The 17,843-nt window shown below is 68.9% G+C and carries 19 protein-coding genes; 13 read left to right on the forward strand and 6 right to left on the reverse strand.

Annotated elements, in window-relative coordinates:
• Positions 1–14 precede the first annotated feature (14 nt).
• From AC1DSC_RS04365 to AC1DSC_RS04425, 13 genes are all read left to right on the forward strand, one after another.
• Complete coding sequence (locus tag AC1DSC_RS04365; protein ID WP_018903469.1) at positions 15–1,043, forward strand: histone deacetylase family protein; 1,029 nt, start codon at positions 15–17, stop codon at positions 1,041–1,043.
• Positions 1,040–2,095, forward strand: a complete 1,056-nt coding sequence (locus AC1DSC_RS04370) for a phosphotransferase (protein WP_436288252.1) — start codon at positions 1,040–1,042, stop codon at positions 2,093–2,095. The genes AC1DSC_RS04365 and AC1DSC_RS04370 overlap by 4 nt, the downstream gene beginning before the upstream one ends.
• A gap of 10 nt (positions 2,096–2,105) precedes the next feature.
• Positions 2,106–3,389: an aspartate aminotransferase family protein gene (locus AC1DSC_RS04375; protein WP_436288251.1), complete on the forward strand. Its 1,284-nt coding sequence runs from the start codon at positions 2,106–2,108 to the stop codon at positions 3,387–3,389.
• Between the two features lie 84 nt (positions 3,390–3,473).
• On the forward strand, positions 3,474–4,679 hold the full coding sequence (locus AC1DSC_RS04380) for a M20 aminoacylase family protein (protein ID WP_418146326.1): 1,206 nt from the start codon (positions 3,474–3,476) through the stop codon (positions 4,677–4,679).
• A 45-nt stretch (positions 4,680–4,724) separates the two neighbouring features.
• Positions 4,725–5,702 (forward strand): tripartite tricarboxylate transporter substrate-binding protein, encoded by a 978-nt coding sequence (locus tag AC1DSC_RS04385; protein ID WP_436288250.1) that lies wholly within the window; start codon positions 4,725–4,727, stop codon positions 5,700–5,702.
• 439 nt (positions 5,703–6,141) lie between these two features.
• A complete protein-coding gene (locus AC1DSC_RS04390; RefSeq protein WP_436288249.1) occupies positions 6,142–7,059 on the forward strand; it encodes a dihydrodipicolinate synthase family protein in 918 nt (305 codons plus the stop codon).
• Positions 7,060–7,104: 45 nt separating this feature from the next.
• On the forward strand, positions 7,105–8,244 hold the full coding sequence (locus AC1DSC_RS04395; RefSeq protein WP_436288248.1) for a branched-chain amino acid ABC transporter substrate-binding protein: 1,140 nt from the start codon (positions 7,105–7,107) through the stop codon (positions 8,242–8,244).
• A gap of 14 nt (positions 8,245–8,258) precedes the next feature.
• A complete protein-coding gene (locus AC1DSC_RS04400; RefSeq protein ID WP_436288247.1) occupies positions 8,259–9,209 on the forward strand; it encodes a 4-hydroxyproline epimerase in 951 nt (316 codons plus the stop codon).
• Between the two features lie 11 nt (positions 9,210–9,220).
• Positions 9,221–10,327 (forward strand): NAD(P)/FAD-dependent oxidoreductase, encoded by a 1,107-nt coding sequence (locus tag AC1DSC_RS04405; RefSeq protein ID WP_436288246.1) that lies wholly within the window; start codon positions 9,221–9,223, stop codon positions 10,325–10,327.
• Positions 10,324–10,572, forward strand: a complete 249-nt coding sequence (locus AC1DSC_RS04410; RefSeq protein ID WP_018903478.1) for a (2Fe-2S)-binding protein — start codon at positions 10,324–10,326, stop codon at positions 10,570–10,572. The genes AC1DSC_RS04405 and AC1DSC_RS04410 overlap by 4 nt, the downstream gene beginning before the upstream one ends.
• Complete coding sequence (locus AC1DSC_RS04415) at positions 10,569–11,858, forward strand: FAD-dependent oxidoreductase (RefSeq protein WP_436288245.1); 1,290 nt, start codon at positions 10,569–10,571, stop codon at positions 11,856–11,858. Before AC1DSC_RS04410 ends, AC1DSC_RS04415 begins: the two co-directional genes overlap by 4 nt.
• Positions 11,859–11,890: 32 nt before the next feature.
• Complete coding sequence (locus tag AC1DSC_RS04420; RefSeq protein WP_026283856.1) at positions 11,891–12,559, forward strand: GntR family transcriptional regulator; 669 nt, start codon at positions 11,891–11,893, stop codon at positions 12,557–12,559.
• Positions 12,560–12,612: 53 nt separating this feature from the next.
• Positions 12,613–13,536, forward strand: coding sequence for a fatty acid desaturase family protein (locus AC1DSC_RS04425; RefSeq protein WP_436288244.1), 924 nt, complete (start codon positions 12,613–12,615; stop codon positions 13,534–13,536).
• A 21-nt stretch (positions 13,537–13,557) separates the two neighbouring features.
• Here AC1DSC_RS04425 and AC1DSC_RS04430 read toward each other — a convergent pair whose 3' ends face one another.
• From AC1DSC_RS04430 to AC1DSC_RS04455, 6 genes are all read right to left on the reverse strand, one after another.
• A complete protein-coding gene (locus AC1DSC_RS04430) occupies positions 13,558–13,872 on the reverse strand; it encodes a hypothetical protein (RefSeq protein WP_015867953.1) in 315 nt (104 codons plus the stop codon).
• An 86-nt stretch (positions 13,873–13,958) separates the two neighbouring features.
• Positions 13,959–14,129 (reverse strand): hypothetical protein, encoded by a 171-nt coding sequence (locus AC1DSC_RS04435; protein WP_319428235.1) that lies wholly within the window; start codon positions 14,127–14,129, stop codon positions 13,959–13,961.
• 100 nt (positions 14,130–14,229) lie between these two features.
• The gene (dbpA, locus tag AC1DSC_RS04440) at positions 14,230–15,660 is read right to left on the reverse strand and encodes an ATP-dependent RNA helicase DbpA (RefSeq protein ID WP_369663833.1); all 1,431 of its coding nucleotides are present in this window, start codon (positions 15,658–15,660) and stop codon (positions 14,230–14,232) included.
• A gap of 88 nt (positions 15,661–15,748) precedes the next feature.
• Positions 15,749–16,021 carry a translation initiation factor IF-1 gene (infA, locus tag AC1DSC_RS04445; RefSeq protein ID WP_015867950.1) on the reverse strand — a complete coding sequence of 91 codons (273 nt, stop codon included), beginning with the start codon at positions 16,019–16,021 and terminating at the stop codon, positions 15,749–15,751.
• A gap of 61 nt (positions 16,022–16,082) precedes the next feature.
• Complete coding sequence (locus tag AC1DSC_RS04450) at positions 16,083–16,343, reverse strand: hypothetical protein (RefSeq protein ID WP_015867949.1); 261 nt, start codon at positions 16,341–16,343, stop codon at positions 16,083–16,085.
• A 388-nt stretch (positions 16,344–16,731) separates the two neighbouring features.
• Positions 16,732–17,787 (reverse strand): sugar phosphate isomerase/epimerase family protein, encoded by a 1,056-nt coding sequence (locus AC1DSC_RS04455; protein ID WP_018903483.1) that lies wholly within the window; start codon positions 17,785–17,787, stop codon positions 16,732–16,734.
• Positions 17,788–17,843: the final 56 nt, after the last annotated feature.

Raw genomic sequence — 17,843 nt, forward strand, 5'->3', positions numbered from 1 at the left:
GGAGAAACACACCGATGAAAGTCGTCTACAGCGACACCCACAAGGACCACGATCCGCAGCTGTTCATGGTGCGCGGCAAGCTCAAGCGCAGCAACGAGCAGCCCGAGCGCGCCTTCCGCCTGCTCGAGGCGGTACAGCGGGAGGGCCACGAGGTCGTTGCCCCGCGCGACTTCGGCGCCGGCCCGCGCGCCGCCATCCACACGCCCGAGTACCTGCGCTTCCTCGAGACCGCCTACGCGCGCTGGCAGCTGCTGGACGATCCGTCCGAAGAGGTGATGCCCAACATCCATCCCTTCCCGGGCCAGCCCTGCACCTACCCCGACAGCGTGGTCGGCCAGGCCGGCTTCCACATGGGCGACAACGCCTGCTCGATCGGCGCGCGCACCTGGGAGGCCGCCGTCGCCTCGGCGAACATGGCCACGCATGCGGCGCAGCTCGTGCGGGGTGGCGAGCGCGTGGCCTATGCGCTGTGCCGCCCGCCCGGCCACCACGCGTATGCCGACCGCGCCAACGGCTTCTGCTACCTCAACAACGTGGCGATTGCCGCGCAATATCTGCGCGGCGTGCACGACCGCGTGGCCATCCTCGACATCGACGTGCACCACGGCAACGGCACGCAGGGCATCTTCTACCGCCGCGCCGACGTGCTGACCATCTCGCTGCACGGCGATCCGCGCAACTTCACGCCCTTCTTCATCGGCCACGCGCACGAGCGCGGCGAAGGCGAAGGCCTGGGCTACAACATCAACAAGCCGCTCGCGCTCGGCACCGACATCGACGGCTACCTGCCCGCGCTGCGCGATGCCTGCGACAGCATCCGCGCCTACGCGCCCGGCGCGCTGGTGGTGGCGCTGGGCCTCGACGCACACGAGCGCGATCCCTACAAGGGCATGAAGATCCAGACCGCCGGCTTCGCCGTGCTGCTGGCCGAGATCGCGCGCCTGGGGCTGCCCACGGTGCTGGTGCAGGAGGGCGGCTATCTGTCCGACGACCTGGGGCCCAACATCGCGAGCGCGCTGCGCGGTTTCGAGAGCGCGGCATGACGATTGCAGAGTTCGCCGACACGCAGGTGCTCAGCGAAGCCTCGCCCGCGCTCGACGGCGCCTGGGTGCGCGAACTCGCGCGCGAGCATTACGGCATCGAAGGCGAGATGAAGCCGCTGACCGGCGAGCGCGACCGCAACTACCGGCTCGAGCGCGCCGCCGACGGTGCCCGCTTCATGCTGAAGATCTCGCACCCGGCCGAGACCGCGCTGGTCGCCGACTTCCAGACCCAGGCCCTGCTGCATCTCGCGGCCGTCGACCCGGGTCTTCCGGTGCAGCGCATCGTGCCGACGCAGGGCGGCGCCGCCTCTTTCGTCTGCGATCCGGGCGACGGCCTGCCGCGCGTGGTGCGCCTCTTCAGCTACCTGCCCGGCCTGCCGCTGCCCGAGGCGCCGCGCACGCCGACGCAGCAGCAGAACCTTGCACGCATGCTGGCCCGGCTCGACGTGGCGCTCGCGGGCTTCGATCATCCGGCCGGCGACCTGCCGCTGCCCTGGGACCTGCAGCGCGCCGACAGCGTGCGCGGCCTGCTCGCGCACATTGCCGAGCCGGAGCGCCGCGCGCTGGCCGCCGCCGCGCTCGACCGCTTCGAGCGCGATGCCAAGCCGGTGCTGCGCACGCTGCCCGCACAGCCGATCCACAACGACTTCAACATCTACAACCTGCTGGTCGACCCGGCCGACACCGACCGCATTGCCGCGATCCTCGACTTCGGCGACATGGTGCGCGCGCCGTGCATCAACGACCTGGCCGTGGCCGCCGCCTACCAGGCCGGCACCGGCGACGATCCGCTCGCGGCCATCGTGCCGCTGGTGGCCGCGTACCACGCCGTGCGGCCGCTGTCGCCGGCCGAGGCCGGCGTGCTGTTCGACCTGATCACGGCGCGGCTCGTGATGGTGGTGGCCATCAGCGGCTGGCGCGCCGCGCGCTATCCCGAGAACGCGCCCTACCTGCTGCGCAACAACCCGCTGTCGTGGGCGCGGCTGCAGGCTTGCGAGCGCGTCGGCAGCGCCGCGGCGACAGCAGCCTTTCGCCGCGCGCTGAACCTCTGAGAGACCGCCCATGACTTCCCTCGCCCCTTCGACCCAGGCCCTGGTCGAGCGCCGCGCGCGCGTGCTCGGCCCGGCCTACCGCCTGTTCTACGAGACGCCGCTGCACCCGGTGCGTGGCGAAGGCGTGTGGCTGTACGACGCCGAGGGCCGGCCCCATCTCGACGCCTACAACAACGTCGCCTCCGTCGGCCATTGCCACCCACACGTGGTCGAGGCCATCGCGCGCCAGGCCGGCGTGCTCAACACCCACACGCGCTACCTGCACGAAGGTGTGCTCGACTACGCCGAGCGGCTGCTCGCCACCCTGCCGGCCGAGCTCGCACATGCGATGTTCACCTGCACCGGCAGCGAGGCCAACGACTTGGCGATGCGCATCGCACGCTCGCACACCAGGGCCGGGGGACTGATCGTCACGCGCTTTGCGTACCACGGCGTCACCGCGTCGATCGCCGAGGCCTCGCCCTCGCTCGGCAAGTTCGTGCAGCTCGGCGATGCGGTGCGCACCGTGCCCGCGCCTGACAGCTACCGCACCGCGCCTGGCGAGCTGGGTCGCGCGTTCGCGGATGGCGTGCGCGAGGCCATCGCGGACCTGAAGGCGCGCGGCATGCGCCCGGCCGCGCTGATGGTCGACACCGTGTTCTCGAGCGACGGCATCTTCACCGACCCGCCCGGCTTCATGGCCGAGGCGGTGGACGCGGTGCGCGAGGCCGGCGGCCTCTTCATTGCCGACGAAGTGCAGCCCGGCCTCGGCCGCACCGGCGACGCGTTCTGGGGCTTCCAGCGGCACGGCGTGGTGCCCGACATCGTCACCATGGGCAAGCCGCTGGGCGCCGGCCATCCGCTGGCCGGCCTCGCGGTGCGGCCCGAGGTGCTGGCCGCCTTCGGCCGCGAGTGCCGCTACTTCAACACCTTCGGCGGCAATCCGGTCTCGATGGCCGCGGGCATGGCGGTGCTCGACGTGGTCGAGCGCGAAGGGCTGATGGCCAATGCGCAGCGCGTCGGCCGTTACCTGCGTGCGCAGATCGCGAAGCTCGCCGAGCGCCATGCGCTGATCGGCGACGTGCGCGGCGCGGGCCTGTTCGTGGGCGTGGAGCTCGTCACCGATCGCCGCACCCGCACGCCCGCCACCGCGGAAACCGCGCGCATCGTCAATGGCCTGCGCGAGCGGCAGGTGCTGCTGAGCGCCACCGGCGAACATGCCAACACGCTCAAGATCCGCCCGCCGCTGGTGTTCTCCGAAGCCCATGCCGACCTGCTGGCCGAGACGCTCGGCCAGGTGCTGGCCGGTCGCTGACCAATCGCCTCTTCGCTGCTGCGCGTGGCGCCGATCGCCGCCTTGCGCCAGAATCATTCGACCCCACGACCCTTGCCTGCCACCATGAACATCGTCGATTCCTTTGCCGCCCACGCCTCCCGCTTCGTCGATATCCGGCGCGACATCCATGCCCATCCCGAGCTCGGCTTCGAGGAGCACCGCACCTCCGAAAAGGTCGCGGGCCTGCTCGCCGAATGGGGCATCGAGGTGCACCGCGGCATTGCCGGCACCGGCCTGGTCGGCGTGCTGCGCAAGGGCAGCGGCACGCGCACCATCGGCCTGCGCGCCGACATGGATGCGCTGCCGCTGCACGAGGCCAACGAGTTCGCCCACAAGTCCACGCACGCCGGCCGCATGCATGCCTGCGGCCACGACGGCCACACCACCATGCTGCTGGCCGCTGCCTGGCACCTGTCGCAGCAGGGGCCGGACGACTTCGACGGCACCGTGCATTTCATCTTCCAGCCCGCCGAGGAGATGGGCAAGGCCGGCGCGAAGAAGATGATCCAGGACGGCCTGTTCGAGCGCTTTCCGTGCGACGCGGTCTTTGCGCTGCACAACTTCCCGGTCGGCGACGTCGGCCGCTTCGCGCTCAACGAAGGTGCGCTGATGGCCTCGAGCAACACCTACAAGATCACCGTTCGCGGGCGCGGCACGCATGCCTCGATGCCGCACACCGGCATCGACCCGGTGGCCGCGGTGGTCACGCTCGCGCAGCAGCTGCAGACCATCGTGCCGCGCACCATTCCGAGCACCGAGCGCGCCCTGCTCGCGGTCACGCAGCTGCAGGGCTCCGATGCGCCCAACGTGATTCCCGACGTGGCCACGGTCGGAGGCACCATCCGCACCTTTTCGATCGAGGCGATCGACAAGATCGAGGCGCGGCTGCGCGAAGTGGCCGCCGGCGTGGCCGCGGCGCACGGCTGCACGGCCGAGGTCTTCTTCAACCGCTCCTCGCCGCCGGTGGTCAACCACCCGGCCGAGGCGCGCTTTGCCGCCAGCGTGATGCGCGAGGTGGTGGGCGACGGCATGGTCACCGACAATTTTCCCGCCGTGATGGGCGCCGAGGACTTCGCGCACATGCTGCTCGCGCGGCCCGGCTGCTATGCGTTCCTCGGCAATGGCGACGGCGACCACCGGCTCGACGGCCACGGGCCCGGCCCTTGCATCATCCACAACACCTCGTTCGACTTCAACGACGAGATCATTCCGATCGGCGCCAGCTACTTCGTGAAGCTGGTGCAGCGCTGGCTGCCCGCGGGCGGCTGAGATTTTTCACTGCCAACGATGATGATGATGAAAGCGGCCACTTCGATGACCTCCTCCCTCTTCACCCGGCGTTCGCTCGCCGCCCTTGCAGCCGCCGCAACGCTCGGCGCGTTCGTGCCCGCGCATGCGCAACAACAACGCGTGATCCACATCGTCGTGCCCTTCGGCACCGGCGCGGTGCAGGACACGGTGGCGCGCGCCTTCAACGCCGAGCTGGGTGCGGCGCTCAATGCCAGCGCCATCGTCGAGAACCGCGCGGGCGCGGGCGGCACGGTGGGCGCGGCCGCGGTGGCCAAGGCGCCTGCGGACGGCAACACGCTGCTGCTCGCGGCCGCGAGCCACAACATCGCGGGCTTCCTGTACAGCAAGCTGTCCTACGACCCGCTGAAGGATTTCGTGGGCGTGGCCAACATCGGCAACGCGGGCTACGCGCTGGCCGTATCGAGCGGGCTCAATGTGTCGAACACGGCGGACTTCATCAAGGAGGTCAAGGCCAATCCGGGCAAGTACAACTACGCCTCGGCCGGCAACGGCAGCGCCACGCACCTGGCAATGGCGTCGTTCCTTGCCAAGGCCGGGCTGCAGATGACGCACATCCCGACCAAGTCGACCGGCGAGGCGGTCAACGAGGTGCTCGCGGGCCGCGTGCAGGCGGTGATTTCGTCGAGCATCGGCGTGATGGGCTTCCAGGCCGATCCGCGCATGAAGCTGCTCGCTTCCACGGGGCAGGCGCGCAGCCCGTTCCTGCCAAACTTGCCGACGGTGGCCGAGAGCGGCCTGCCGGGCTACGCCTTCGATTCATGGATCGGCCTGCTCGCCCCGGCCGGCACACCCAAGGCCGAGGTCGAGCGCCTCAACGCGGCCACCAACAAGGTGCTGTCCGATCCGGCGATCCAGGAGCGCTTCAAGCGCCTGGGCGTGGAGCCGCGCATGCAGAGCGCAGAAGAGTTCCAGAAGCTGCTGCGCGCGGACTGGGATGCGATGGGGGCGGTGGTCAAGGCTTCGGGGGCGAAGATCGACTGATCTTGTGCTGTTGTTTTTGGCGCTGTAGTTTTTTGGCGCTGTTGTTCAGGGCGCGTGCCCAGGCCACCGGGTACTCCCCTCCGCGAATGTCCCCCGGCCTGCGGCCTCCTCCTTGATTTCGCTGCGGGGAGCACCCGATGCCCTGTGCACGATGGGCGCGGCTGTGGTGCTGACCGATCAACGACCACTGCGCATGACGAGCACGCCGATGGGGTGCCTTGCGCAGCGAAATTAAGGAGGAGGCCGCAGGCCGGAGGACATTCGCGGAGCAAGGTACCCCGTCGGCGTGATCGCGCCCTGGATAAAGCGTCCCGCCTTCGCCTAAATATCACACAAGAACCCGACCCGGAAGAGCGCCCACCCTACGCATATCTTGACGATATATCGCTAATATATTTAAAGTAGAACCCTTCCCCACCGCACATCCAGGAGCGCTCACGTGACCCAACCCCGCTGGCAAGGCATCTTTCCCGCCATCACCACCAAGTTCCACGCCGACGAAAGCATCGATGCCGAAGGCACCGCGCGGCACATCGACTTCCAGATCCGCAACGGCATCCACGGCCTCGTCACCTGCGGCTCGCTGGGCGAAGCCAGCACGCTCACGCTCGAAGAGAAGCTGCAGGTCGCCAAGATCGCGCTCGAAGCCGCCGACGGCCGCATCCCGGTGCTGGCCAATGTGTCGGAAACCAGCACGCGCGAGGCGCTGCGCTACGTGGACGGGGCCAACAAGCTCGGCGTCGCCGGCTTCATGGTGATGCCCTCGGTGATCTACGTGGCCGATGCGCGCGAAGCCATGCTCAACGTGCGCACCATCGCCAACGCGGCGCAAAAACCCATCATGGTCTACAACAACCCGGTGGCCTACCGGGTCGACCTGAAGCCCGCGCACATGCTGGAGTTGGCGGACTGCGAATGGATTGCGGCCATCAAGGAGAGCTCGGACGACATCCGCCGCATTACCGACCTGCGCAACACCGTGGGCGATCGCTACCAGCTGTTCCTGGGCGTGGACGACCTGGCCTACGAAGGCCTGGCGCTGGGCTGCGATGGCCTCTTGGCCGGCGTGGGCTGCGCATTCCCGCGCGAGACGGTGGCGCTGTACGACCTGATGAAGGCGGGCCGCTTCGCCGAGGCGCTGAAGCTCTACCAGTGGATGACGCCGATGCTGCACCTGGACGTGTCGACCAAGCTGGTGCAGAACCTCAAGCTGATCGACGTGCTGGTGGGCGTGGGCAGCGAGCACATGCGCCGCCCGCGGCTGCCGCTCATCGGCGAGGAGCGCGCCGCCATCGAGGCCATCGTGAAGAAGGCGCTGGCCACGCGGCCTGTGCAATACCAGTCGGTCGTGTCATAACGCGCGCTCTCACTCTTTTTTCATCGTCCTTACCTGGGAACAAGCATGAAGTCCAAAGCACACATGATTCCGTTTCTCGGCCTCGTGGCGGCCATCGCCGTTGCAGGCCACGCGCATGCGCAGCAGGAGCAGGTCGTCAAGATCGGTCACAGCGGGCCGCTCTCGGGCCCCAATGCCTTCGCGGGCAAGGACAACGAAAACGGCGTGCGCCTGGCCATCGAGGAACTCAACGCGAAGAAGATTACCGTCGGCGGCAAGACGCTGAAGTTCGAGCTCGTGTCCGAAGACGATCAGTGCGACGCCAAGACCGGCGTCAGCGTGGCGCAGAAACTGGTGGACGACGGCGTCAAGTACGTGATGGGGCCGTACTGCTCGGGCGTGGCCATTCCGGCGTCGCGCATCTATGCCGACGGCGGCACCATGGTCTCCACCGTGGGCACCAACCCGAAGGTCACGCAGGGCGGCTACAAGAACCTCTTTCGCATCATCGCAAGCGACAACCAGATCGGCTCCAGCATGGCGGTGTATGCAGCCAAGGTGCTCAAGGTGACGAAGGTGGGCGTGATCGACGACCGCACCGCCTTCGGCCAGGGCCTGGCGGAAGAGTTCAGCAAGGAAGCGAAGAAGCAGGGCCTCACCATCGTGGGCCAGGAGTTCACCACCGACAAGGCCGTGGACTTCACCGCCATCCTCACCAACATGAAGGCCAAGGCGCCCGAAGCCATCTTCTTCGGCGGCTATGCGCCGCAGGCCGCACCCATGGCGCGCCAGATGAAGCAGCTGGCCGTGCCCGGCAAGCTGCTCGGCGGCGACACCGTCTGCAGCCCGGCCACCGGCAAGCTCGGCGGCGACGCGGTCAACGACCTGGTGTTCTGCGCGCAGGGCGGCTCCATCCTTGAAAAGGCGCAGAGCGGCCCGGCCTTCAAGGCCAAGTTCAAGAAGCGCTTCAACGCCGATGCGGATGCGTATGCCGCCTCGTACTACGACCAGCTGATGTTCATCGGCGAGTCGATGCAGAAGGCCAACTCCACCGACCCCGACAAGGTGGGCGCCGAGCTCTACAAGACCACCTACAAGGGCGTGGCCGCCACCTACAGCTACGACGACAAGGGCAACATGAAGCAGGCGCCGATCACGGTGTTCACCTTCAAGAACGCCGCGCCCGTTCCCCTCGCGAGCTACTGAAGCTGAAGGACGACATGCACCGCATCCAGGTCATCGATTCGCACACGGGCGGCGAGCCCACGCGGCTGGTCGTCGGCGGCTTTCCCGACCTCGGCGGCGGCACCATGGCCGAGCGCCGCGCGCTGCTGGCCGAGCGCCACGACCAATGGCGCGCGGCCACGGTGCTCGAACCGCGCGGCAGCGACGTGGTGGTGGGCGCGCTCTTGTGCGAACCCGTGTCGAAGGACGCCGCGGCCGGCGTGGTCTTCTTCAACAACACCGGCTATCTCGGCATGTGCGGCCACGGCACCATCGGCCTGGTCGCGAGCCTCGCGCACATGGGGCGCATCGGCGCCGGCGAGCACCGCATCGAGACGCCGGTGGGCACCGTCACCGCCACGCTGCATGCCGATGGTTCGGTCAGCGTGCGCAACGTGCCGGCGTATCGGCACCTGCACCAGGTGGCGGTCGAGCTGCCCGGCCATGGCACCGTGCGCGAGACTGTGCGCGGAGATGTCGCCTGGGGCGGCAACTGGTTCTTCCTCGTGAGCGAGCACGGCCAGCGCGTGGCCAGCGACAACCTCGCCGCGCTGACCGGCTACACCGCCGCCTTGCGCCGCGCGCTGGCGGCGCAGGGCATCACGGGCGCCGAGGGCGCGGAGATCGACCACATCGAACTCTTTGCCGACGACAGCGAAGGCGCCGACAGCCGCAACTTCGTGCTGTGCCCCGGCAACGCCTACGACCGCTCGCCCTGCGGCACCGGCACCAGCGCCAAGATCGCCTGCCTCGCGGCCGACGGCAAGCTCGCGCCGGGCGAAGTGTGGACGCAGGCCAGCGTGATCGGCAGCCGCTTCGAGGCCAGCTACACGCTGGAAGACGGCGGCAAGGTCGTTCCGACGCTGCGCGGCCGCGCCCACGTCAGCGCCGAAGCCACGCTGCTGATCGACGACAGCGACCCCTTCGGCTGGGGCATTCGGCTCTGACGCCGCACGGCATGGATGCGGATGCCATCGTCATCGGCGCCGGCATCGTCGGCGCCGCCTGCGCGCATGCGCTCGCGCGGGCCGGCCGCCGCGTGCTGGTGCTCGATGCGCGCATCGGCGGTGCCACCGGCGCGGGCATGGGGCACCTGGTGGTGATGGACGACAACCCGGCCGAGCTTGCGTTGAGCCGCCATTCGATCGCGCAGTGGCGCGCCCTGGCGCTCCGCATGGGCGAAGACTGCGCGTACCGCGCCTGCGGCACGCTCTGGATCGCGGCCAACGAAGAAGAAATGGCCGAGGCCGAGCGCAAGCGCGAGCGGCTGCATGCACACGGCGTCGACAGCCGCCTGCTCGATGCGCCCACGCTCGCGCGCGCCGAGCCCGCGCTGCGCAAGGGCCTCGCCGGCGCGCTCGAAGTGCCCGGCGACGGCATCCTCTATGCGCCGAACGCGGCGCGCTGGCTGCTCGCAGAGGGCGGCGCTTCGATCCGCGTCGAGCACGCGAAAGTCGATGCGATCGAAGACGACGGCACGTTGCGGCTTGCCGACGGCAGCCGCCGCAGCGCGCCGCAAATCGTGCTGGCCAACGGCATCGAGGCCACGGCGCTGTGCCCCGAACTTCCGATCCGCCCCAAGAAGGGCCACCTGCTGATCACCGACCGCTACCCGGGCACGGTGCGCCACCAGCTCGTCGAGCTCGGCTACGTGACGAGCGCGCACCACAGCGATGGCGATTCGATCGCCTTCAACGTGCAGCCGCGGCCGACGGGCCAACTGCTGATCGGCTCCTCGCGCCAGTTCGGCACCACCGATCCGGCGGTCGAAGCGCCGATGCTCGCGCGCATGCTGCAGCGCGCGCTCGGCTACCTGCCGGGGCTTGCGGATCTCAATGCGGTCCGCTCGTGGACCGGCCTGCGCGCCGCCACGCCCGACGGGCTGCCGCTGCTGGGCAAGCACCCCTGGCGCGAGAAGCTCTGGCTCGCGGTCGGCCACGAAGGCCTGGGCGTGACCACCGCGCCGGGCAGCGCGCACCTGCTCGCGGCGCTGATGACCGGCGCTGCCCCTGAGTTCGACGCGGCGCCCTATGCGCCGCGCGGGCTGCTGGAGAAGCGCGCATGAGCGGCGAGACCTTGCTGCACATCGACGGCCAACCCGTCCGCGTGAAGGCAGGCAGCTCGGTCGCCGCCGCCTTGCGCGTGGCCGGCGGCATGGGCGTGGCGCGCAGCTCCGTCACGGGCCAGCCGCGCGCGCCCTTCTGCGGCATGGGCGTGTGCCAGGAATGCCGCGTGCGGATCGATGGCCGGCAAAGGCTCGCTTGCCAGGCGGTCTGCGCCGAAGGCATGCGCGTGGAGACCTCGGCATGACGGCCATGGCGCTGGCGCACTGCGACCTGCTGATCGTCGGCGCAGGCCCGGCCGGCATGGCGGCGGCGGTCGCTGCCGCACCGAGCGGCGCATCGATCGCCGTGATCGACGACAACCCCGCGCCCGGCGGGCAGATCTGGCGCGACGGCCCCGGCGCATCGCCGCCAGCGGCCGCGCGCACCTGGCGCGTTGCACTCGAGCGCCACGCCAACATCCGCGTGTGCAGCGGTACGCGCGTCGTCGCTGCGCCTGCGCGCGACGAACTGCTGCTCGAAGATGCCGAACGCGGCTGGCGCATGCGGTGCAGCAAGCTGATCCTCTGCACCGGTGCGCGCGAGCTGCTGCTGCCCTTCCCGGGCTGGACGCTGCCCGGCGTCACGGGCGCGGGTGGGTTGCAGGCGCTCATCAAGGCGGGCTTGCCGGTCGAAGGAGAGCGCGTCGTGATCGCCGGCAGCGGGCCTTTGCTGCTTGCCGCCGCGGCCACCGCACGTGCGGCGGGTGCGAAGGTCGTGCGTGTCGCCGAGCAGGCGTCGCTCGCGGCGGTCGCGGGCTTTGTCGCCAGCCTGCCGAGATGGCCGGGCAAGGCCGTGCAGGCGGTGACGCTGGCCGATCCGCAGTACCGCACCGCGTCGCGCATCGTGTCGGCGCAGGGCAGCACTCAGGTCGAATCGGTCCGGCTTCTTCAAGGCTGCCGCGAGGTGGAAATCGCCTGCGACCGCGTGGCCTGCGGCTTCGGCCTCACGCCCAACACGCAGCTCGGCCAATTGCTCGGCTGCACTCTCACTGTCGAAGGCGCGCGGGCATTGGCGGTCGATGCGCGGCAGCTCACCAGCCTGCCCAACGTCTACGCGGCCGGCGAATGCACCGGCTTCGGCGGCAGCGAACGCGCGCTCGCGCAGGGCGCCATCGCCGGCTACGCAGCCGTCGGCAACGAGCGCGCCGCAAAGCAGCACGAAGCCGAACGCACCCGCTGGAACGCCTTCGCCGCACAGCTGCACCGCAGCTTCGCGCTGGCCCCGGAGATCAGGCAGATGCCGCAGCCCGACACCCTCGTGTGCCGCTGCGAAGACGTGCCCTTTTCGGCGCTCGCGGATTGCAGCGGCTGGACCGACGCCAAGCTCCATCGCCGCTGCGGCATGGGCGCCTGCCAGGGCCGCGTCTGCGGCGATGCGGCGCAGTTCCTGTTCGGCTGGACCCCGCCCGCGCCGCGGCCGCCGCTCTCGCCGGCGCGCATTGCCACGCTGGCCGGCCTCGCGCGCCCGGATGGCGATGTGGACCGACAATGAAGCCGAAGCAGCACCAGCAGCAAAAGAAAACAATGGCCCCCCCGAAGACCGCGCCCCGCCCCCAGCCCAAGCGACGGGCCGCCGACCTCGCCTACGACGCGATCGAGACGCTGCTGTCCACGCTGCAGCTGGAGCCCGGCAGCCAGATCGTCGAGGCCGACCTCGCCGAGCGCACCGGCCTTGGCCGCACGCCGGTGCGCGAGGCGCTGATGCGCATGGTGTCCATCGGCCTCATCGTGCAGCAGCCGCGCCGCGGCCTGCTGGTGTCGACCATCGACCTGGCCGACCACCTCGACGTGATCCAGACCCGGCGCGTGCTCGAACGGCTGATCGCGGCCTGCTCGGCGCGCCGCGCCACCGCGCTGCAGCGCAAGGAGATCGTGCGCTGCGCCGAGCTGATGGTGAAGGCCGCCCATCGCGGCGACCTGAACGACTACATGCAGGCCGACCGCGCGCTCGACCTCGTCAACCACCAGGCGAGCCACAACGACTCGGCGGTGAAGGCCGTGATCCCGCTCATCGTGCAGTGCCGCCGCTTCTGGTACGCCTACCAGCACGAAGGCGAGATCGTCGAGGGCGCCAATGCGCACCTCGAACTCGCGCAGGGCATCGCGACCGGCGACGAGGCCGCGGCCATTGCCGGCGCCAACCGCCTGATGGACTACCTCGAGCTGTTCGCCCGCAAGGTGATCGACAACTGAAGCCCCGGGGAATTCCGCGTGCCGCGGCCGGGCCATCGGCGCATACTGGCCCGATGGCCGTCGCCCCCCGCGCGCAACCCGAGGACTTCTTCTCCAACGAAGAGTGGCAGTCGCTCACTCGCCGCTCGCCGTGGAAGGGCCTGTGGCTGGTGGCGCACTGCTGGGGCGTCATCGGCGCCGCGATGCTCGCGGGCATCGTGTGGCCGTGGACCATGCCGCTCATGGTGCCGATCGTCGGCGCGCGGCAGCTCGGGCTCTTCATCCTCATGCACGACGCCGCGCATGCGGGCCTGCATCGCAGCCGCAGGGTCAACGACTGGGTCGGCCATTGGCTCTGCTCGTCCACGCTGCGCGACTACCGGCCCTATCACCTGCAGCACCACCGCTTCGTGCAGCAGACCGAAGACCCGGACCTCGTGCTGTCCGCGCCCTTCCCCATCACGCGCGATTCGATGTGGCGCAAGGTCGTGCGCGATTTGAGCGGCCAGACCTTCTACAAGCAGCGCTTCGGCCATATCGCCGAGGGCATCCGGCAGCGCACACCGGGCGAATCGGCGCTGAAGGCATTCGGGCGCGAGCTGGCGAAGGACCGGCGCTTCCTGGCCGGCAACGGCCTCGGCTTCCTGGCCTTCGCGCTGGCGGGGTACGGATGGGCCTGGCTCCTGATGTGGCTGCTGCCGATGGCCACCTGGCTGCCGCTCGTGAGCCGCGTGCGCAACATCGCCGAGCATGCGCTGGTGGCGCAGAACGAGGCCGATCCGCTGCGCCAGGCGCGCACCACGCAGGCCGGCTGGCTCGAACGCGCGCTGGTGGCGCCCTACTGGGTCAACTACCACTGCGAGCACCACATGTTCACCAGCCTGCCCTGCTGGAGCCTGCCAAAGGCGCACCGGCTGCTGCAGCGGCGTGGCGCCATCGCGCGCATGGAAGTGCAGCCCGGCTACCTGAGCCTGCTCAGGCGCGCCGCGCCGGCCTGACGGGTGCCCGTCCGCTCTGCGTCAGTCCGCAGCCAGCTCGGGTCCGGGCCAGCCCAGCAGTTCAGCCAGCCGCTGCACGATCCAGCCGGCCTCGGCGGCCGACACGCCGGCTTCGGGCGCCCTGAGCCCGGCATGGATGCGCCGCAGGATCTCGCTCTCGACCGGCACCTCGGTGTGGTGCTGGATCTGCGCGTGGCCCACGAGGTGGCTGGCCAGGTCCTCGCAGATCTCGTAGCGCTCGCGCACCACGCCGATCGGCTCCGAGAGGCGCTGGCGCGCATCGCTGTAGACCGCGAAGAACGAAGGCGGGATGAAGATCTGGTTGTCGTCGGACATCGCGGATTGGCTTGATGGCGGTCCCAATGACAAAACGCGCCCAAGGGCGCGTTCGTCGCGGCTCTTGCGAGCCTCCGGGGGCTGGATCAGCCGCCCTTCTTGGCGCGCTTGCCGGGGTTCTTCTTGCTGCGCGTGGCGGTGCCGCGTTCGAGGCTGACCTTCTGGCCGCCACCGGCCTTGGTCAGGGCGTAGCCGGGCATGGGCGTCGGCTTCGGGGTGGCAACGCGGTCGGCTTCGGTACGAATTTTCTTGGGCATGAAAAGCTCGGGTAAAAAAAGTGATGTTCGAGGCTCAATTAGGCCACAGCGGGGATTTTGCCTGCCAGAAGCCGAAGCAACCGGCATGACAGGGTTTCTTTCAGAGCTCCAGCAGGCGCACCTTCACGCTCTTGCCCTTCACGCGGCCGCTCGAGAGCTTGCGCGCCGCTTCGGCCGCAATGCCGCGCTCCACGGCCACGTAGGTCGAGAACTCGTTGACGTTGATCTTGCCGACCTGGTCCTTGGCGTAGCCGCAGTCGCCGGTGAGCGCGCCCAGCACGTCGCCGGCGCGGATCTTCTCCTTGCGCCCGCCCACGATCTGCAAGGTGGCCATGGGCGGCGCGAGCGGCGCGCCCCGGGCCGGCGTGAGCTCGGCCAGCGGGTGCCACTCGGATTCGCGGCCCTGCAGCTGCTCGATCTTGCCGACGCTGCCCATCTCGTCCATGCTCGCCAGGTTCAGCGCGAGGCCCTCGGCGCCGCCCTGCTGGCCCACGCGGCCGGTGCGGCCGATGCGGTGGATGTGGATTTCAGCGTCGGGCGTCACGTCGACGTTGATCACGGCTTCGAGCTGCGCAATGTCGAGCCCGCGCGCCGCCACGTCGGTGGCCACCAGCACGGAGCAGCTGCGGTTGGCAAACTGCACCAGCACCTGGTCGCGCTCGCGCTGCTCCAGCTCGCCGAACAGCGCCAGCGCGCTGAAGCCCTGGCCCTGCAGCACCTCGACGAGGTCGCGGCACTGCTGCTTGGTGTTGCAGAAGGCCAGCGTGCTCACGGGGCGGAAATGGTCGAGCAAAAGGCTCACGGCGTGCAGCCGTTCGCTTTCCTTCACCTGGTACCAGCGCTGGCGGATCTTGCTGCCCTCATGCTGCGCCTGCACCGTGATCTGCTCGGGGTTCTTCATGAACTGCTGCGCGAGCTTGGCGATGCCTTCGGGGTAGGTGGCCGAGAACAGCAGCGTCTGGCGCTCCTTGGGGCACTGGCGCGCCACCTTCACGATGTCGTCGAAGAAGCCCATGTCCAGCATGCGGTCGGCTTCGTCGAGCACCAGCGTGTTGAGCGCCTCGAGATTCAGGTTCTCGCGCTCCAGGTGGTCCATGATGCGGCCGGGCGTACCCACCACGATGTGCGCGCCGTGCTCCAGGCTGGCAATTTGCCCGCGCAGCGCGACGCCGCCGCAGAGCGTGACCACCTTGATGTTCTCTTCCGCGCGCGCCAGGCGGCGGATTTCGGTCGTGACCTGGTCGGCCAGTTCGCGCGTCGGGCACAGCACCATCGCCTGGATGGCGAAGCGGCGCGGGTTCAGGTTGGAGAGCAGCGCGAGCGCAAAGGCGGCGGTCTTGCCGCTGCCGGTCTTGGCCTGCGCGATCAGGTCCTTGCCGAGCAGCGCCGGCGGCAGCGCGGCCGCCTGGATCGCCGTCATCTGCGTGTAGCCCAGCTGCGTGAGGTTGGCCAGCATCTGGGGCGAGAGCGCCAGCGTGGCAAAACCGTTGCCGGCTGGCGGGCCGCCGGCTGTGGAAGGGGATGTGGTCATCGTTTTGCAGCCGGGCGGCCGCAACAAAAACAAAGGCCTTGCCAAGCGCCCGCGCGGGGCGCTTGCAAGGCCCTTCGTCCGTCGCGGATCAGCGGCGAGGTGCGTTGTTGTTGCCGGAGTTGGTCGGCGGCGGGCCGCGGCGCTCCAGGTGGCGGAAGGTGATACGGCCCTTGGTCAGGTCGTAGGGCGAGAGTTCGAGCGACACCTTGTCACCCGCCAGGATGCGGATGTGGTGCTTGCGCATCTTGCCGCCGCTGTAGGCGATCAGCTGATGGCCGTTGTCGAGCGTCACGCGGTAGCGCGAGTCGGGCAGGACTTCGGTCACTGCGCCGTTCATTTCGATCAGTTCTTCCTTGGGCATGTGTGATTACCTCTGAATTCTCGTTCGATGTGTGTTGGAGATGAAGATGGGCGTAATTGTTTCAGCCCGCGCACGGCAAAGCGAGCGGCGCGCTGCGGGGGTGGCGTTCGCGCACCCAGCCGAGCCCCTGGGCGACGGCATAGCGTGCCGCGGCGGCGTGGCTGGCAAAGCGCGGCGTGAAACGCATCACGCGGTCGTGCATGCCGCTGCCCCGGCCGGAGCGGATCGAGACGGATGCGGCGAAATTGCCGTCGTCCTGGTGGCGGATGAGCGGAGAAACAAGGTACTTGCCCACCGCGATACTGTGTTGAATGATGTCCATGAAGCCTTGGCACCCTGCGCGGAAAGTGTGCGCAAGATGCCGGAAAAATAATTGAAAACGGGCGTGGGCCGGCCGGAATGGCGCGGCGGACGCGCTATTCGCTTCAACAAGAACGAAGGCAGTGGTGGCAATCATGGGCGCCCGGTCTGGCGCTCCAACACACTGTGAAGCCGGCTTGGGGGAAAGAGGCCTGAAAAATCCAAGGGACAGTGCAGGTCAGCCGGCGGAGTGACGAAAAGTGCTTCGTCGTGGTATCGAAACGAACCCGGCATTATAGCCCGCGGGGCATGACAGTTGCTTGTCTTAAAAACAACGCCTTGGCGAATTCGGCATCAAACACCCGCCGGCCAAGTGTTTGATGCTATCAAAAATATAGCTCAAAAGCGCCTCAGCCGATCCCCAGCATCCGCTTGTTGGCGGCCACGTCCACGCCGCCCGCCGCAAAATCGTCAAAAGCCCGCTCCGCCACCCGGATGATGTGGTCGGCAATGAAGGCCGCGCCTTCGCGCGCGCCGTCCTCGGGGTGCTTGATGCAGCACTCCCACTCGAGCACCGCCCAGCCCGGGAAGTCGTACTGCGCCATCTTCGAGAAGATGGCGCCGAAATCGACCTGCCCGTCGCCCAGCGAGCGGAAGCGCCCCGCGCGGTTGATCCAGCTCTGGAAGCCGCCGTAGACGCCCTGCTTGCCGGTCGGGTTGAACTCGGCATCCTTCACGTGGAAGATCTTGATGCGCTCGTGGTAGTGGTCGATGTACGCCAGGTAATCGAGCTGCTGCAGCATGAAGTGGCTCGGGTCGTACAGGAGGCAGGCGCGCGGGTGGTTGTTCACGCGCTCCAGGAACATCTCGTAGCTCACGCCGTCGTGCAGGTCTTCGCCGGGGTGGATCTCGTAGCCCACGTCCACGCCCGCCGCGTCGAAGGCATCGAGGATCGGCCGCCAGCGGCGCGCAAGTTCGTCGAAGGCCTCCTCGATGAGTCCCGGCGGGCGCGGCGGCCACGAGTAGAGATACGGCCAGGCGAGCGCGCCCGAGAAGGTGGCATGCGCCGTGAGCCCCAGGTTGGCCGAGGCCTTCGCGGCGAAGTGCAGCTGCTCCACCGCCCACTGCTGGCGCCGCACCGGATCGCCGCGCACCTCGGGCGCCGCGAAGCCGTCGAAGCCCGCGTCGTAGGCCGGATGCACCGCGACCAGCTGGCCCTGCAGATGGGTCGACAGCTCGGTGATCTCCAGGCCGTGCGCGGCCAGCGTGCCCTTGACCTCGTCGCAGTAGGTCCTGCTCTCGGCGGCCTTCTTCAGGTCGAACAGGCGCGCGTCCCAGCTCGGGATCTGCACGCCCTTGTAGCCCAGCCCGGCGGCCCAGCCGGCAATGGCGTCGAGCGAGTTGAACGGGGCTTCGTCCCCGGCGAACTGGGCCAGGAATATGGCCGGGCCCTTGATCGTTTTCATGGCTTGTCTTCCTTCTTGGTCGTGGCGGCGTTGAAAGCATACTTTGGCGTGTCGTC

It is taken from the genome of Variovorax sp. 01N425, from assembly GCF_056399465.1.